This window comes from Microcystis sp. M53603_WE2 (assembly GCF_030065435.1).
Map to the genome: position 1 here is coordinate 1 of NZ_JASJFF010000727.1, position 2,481 is coordinate 2,481.

Sequence of the window (2,481 nt, forward strand, 5' to 3'; positions counted from 1 at the left end):
CTCTTTTGGTTAGAACAAGATAAACTTGAGAATCTTCGGTCAAATTTATTGACTCAAAATCAGCTATACTTAATTTAAATGAAACAGCCCTACCTTGATCAGGGGGGTGCCGATAGGCGGGGGGATCCCCCCTTGATCCCCCCTTGATAAGGGGGGTGTCTGACAACTTTTAACACCTACCTACTTACTCTTTTTGACCTGTTCCCTATTCCCTCATCGAAAGCCGACTAGCTTATGACATTTTTATTATTATTAGTTACTTTCCTATCGCTAATAATTTGGTTATATTTAATCTTAGCCAGGGGACAATTTTGGCTATCTAACCAAAAAATTAATTCTGTCACTTCTCCCTTAACAAATTATCCAAAAGTCTCGGCAATTATCCCCGCACGAAACGAAGCCGACGTTTTACCCATCAGTTTAGCTTCCCTCTTTAACCAAGATTATCAAGGCGAATTTTCCATTATTTTAATTGACGATCAAAGCAGTGATGACACGGGGAAAGTTGCCCAAAAAATTGCCGATAAATCTCATAAATCTGAACAGATAACTATTATTTCTGGACAGCCTTTAGAGATAGGATGGACGGGTAAATTATGGGCAATGAAACAGGGAATAACAGAGGCTACCGAGAAATTTGCACCCGATTATTTTCTGTTCACCGATGCTGATATTGCCCACCCACCGGATAATTTAACCCAATTAGTTACTAAAGCAGTACAAGAAAAACAAGCTTTAGTTTCCCTGATGGTGTTGCTACGCTGTGACAGTTTTTGGGAAAAATTTCTCATTCCTGCCTTTGTTTTTTTCTTCGAGAAACTCTATCCTTTTCCCCTAGTTAATAATCCTAATTCCCCGATAGCAGCCGCCGCCGGGGGTTGCATTTTAATTCGCCGAGATATCCTAGAAAAAATTGGCGGTATTGAGATTCTTAAACAAGCTTTAATTGATGATTGTTCTTTGGCGATTGCGGTTAAAAAATATCTGCAAAATCACCCAGAAAATAACGAGAGTTCCATCTGGTTAGGATTAACAGAAAGCACCTATAGTCTCCGTCCCTATCCGGATTTAGCAAGCATTTGGAATATGGTAGCCCGCACCGCATTTACGCAACTAAATTACTCAACACTTTGGTTAATTGGCACAATTTTCGGGATGTTTTTAACCTATTTAGCCGCCCCCTTGGGCTTAATCTGGGGATTGGTCTTAAAAGAAACATCAATTATCATAATTAGCGCCGTCACCTTATTACTAATCGCCCTCTCCTATAGCCCGACTTTAAGACTATATAAATTATCCCCCCTGCGGGCTTTAACTTTACCCCTAATTGCCCTCTTTTATAGTTTAATGACCGTCGATTCTGCCCTGCGTTATTGGCGCGGTCAAGGGGGGGGTTGGAAAGGGCGAGTTTATCCTAATTAGGGATTGCTGAATAATGGTAAAACCCTTTTAAAATAGGACTTTTGACCTGTTAAAATTGGAACCTTTAAAAACCCAGCATTATCCTTTTACAGTACAATAATTAGTAGTAGGGTGCGTTAGCGATAGCGTAACGCATCAAATAAATTAATGATAGATAAGAACTCTTGCAAATTAATTATATGTTATAATAAAGTTAAATTAATGATAGGTGTGGTGCGTTACGACGGATTGTTAGATTTAAGTTTAAGCAGAGATTGTCGCCGTCTAACGCACCCTACGTTTTACTTGCAACAAGGAAATAATTCATAATTTTAAGGAAGTCCCAGACAATAGAACGCCCCCCAGTAACGATAATCCTGAAAAGGCACTGCGTCGGGAGCAAATTCGTCGAGCCACTTGATCAATTCGCCGATTTTCTGATAATTGGCTTGAGCAGCATTGACGTTGGGATCCTTAGTTTGGCGCATTTGTTGCCAAGTCTGATAAGCCTGCTGATAATCGACTGTCAAACGGTCCCGCCAGTCTTTTTGGCAAGTCTCCCGCAACGCTTGACGAGCCTGATGTAGAGCCGTTAAACGTTCCTCTCCGGCCCGCCGGGCGCGATGGTACTCCCGCGAAAACAGCGCCGTAGCTAGATCAGTCACCGCCCAATGACTACTAATCACAGCACGAGCGCCCCCCAGCAGAAAGCCTGTACCTAAGCTGAGGGGTTCGTCCAGTAATTCCCGTCGCAGCTTTCCCTCTTGATCTCGGGAAGTGGCAAAACTGAGACCGGTTTCACAACAGGAGAGAAACACTTCCGACAATTCGGGAAAACGCCACAGGGGACTAAGTAAATCCCGGAGGGTGACTTTTTGCCCCCCGTCTAGGACGAGGTGGGAGTTGAGGGGATCATCGGGGCGGCTGGTGGCGTGGTGGCTGGAGAGCAAAGCCTGCAATTGTTTCAGCAGTTGCAGATAAGAGTCGGGGGTGACTGTGCGCCCCTGTAGCCGCCGTTGGCGAGGCACATTCCAGGTTTGGGCGACCCACTCACACTCTAGGGGAGTATAGGGCAAATCC

2 protein-coding genes are annotated in these 2,481 nt (G+C 44.0%); one reads left to right on the plus strand and one right to left on the minus strand.

Annotated elements, in window-relative coordinates; genetic code table 11:
- Positions 1–234 precede the first annotated feature (234 nt).
- Positions 235–1,422 carry a glycosyltransferase gene (locus PX481_RS15655; RefSeq protein WP_004159611.1) on the plus strand — a complete coding sequence of 396 codons (1,188 nt, stop codon included), beginning with the start codon at positions 235–237 and terminating at the stop codon, positions 1,420–1,422.
- Between the two features lie 311 nt (positions 1,423–1,733).
- On the opposite strand, the gene PX481_RS15660 is transcribed toward PX481_RS15655, so the two are convergent.
- The coding region (locus PX481_RS15660; RefSeq protein ID WP_288094929.1) for a CHAT domain-containing protein at positions 1,734–2,481 on the minus strand (748 nt) is incomplete at its 5' end.

Excerpts from the sequence above, each read along its gene's own strand:
- PX481_RS15655 (WP_004159611.1), top strand. The coding sequence starts at position 235 with ATGACATTTTTATTATTATTAGTTACTTTCCTATCGCTAATAATTTGG.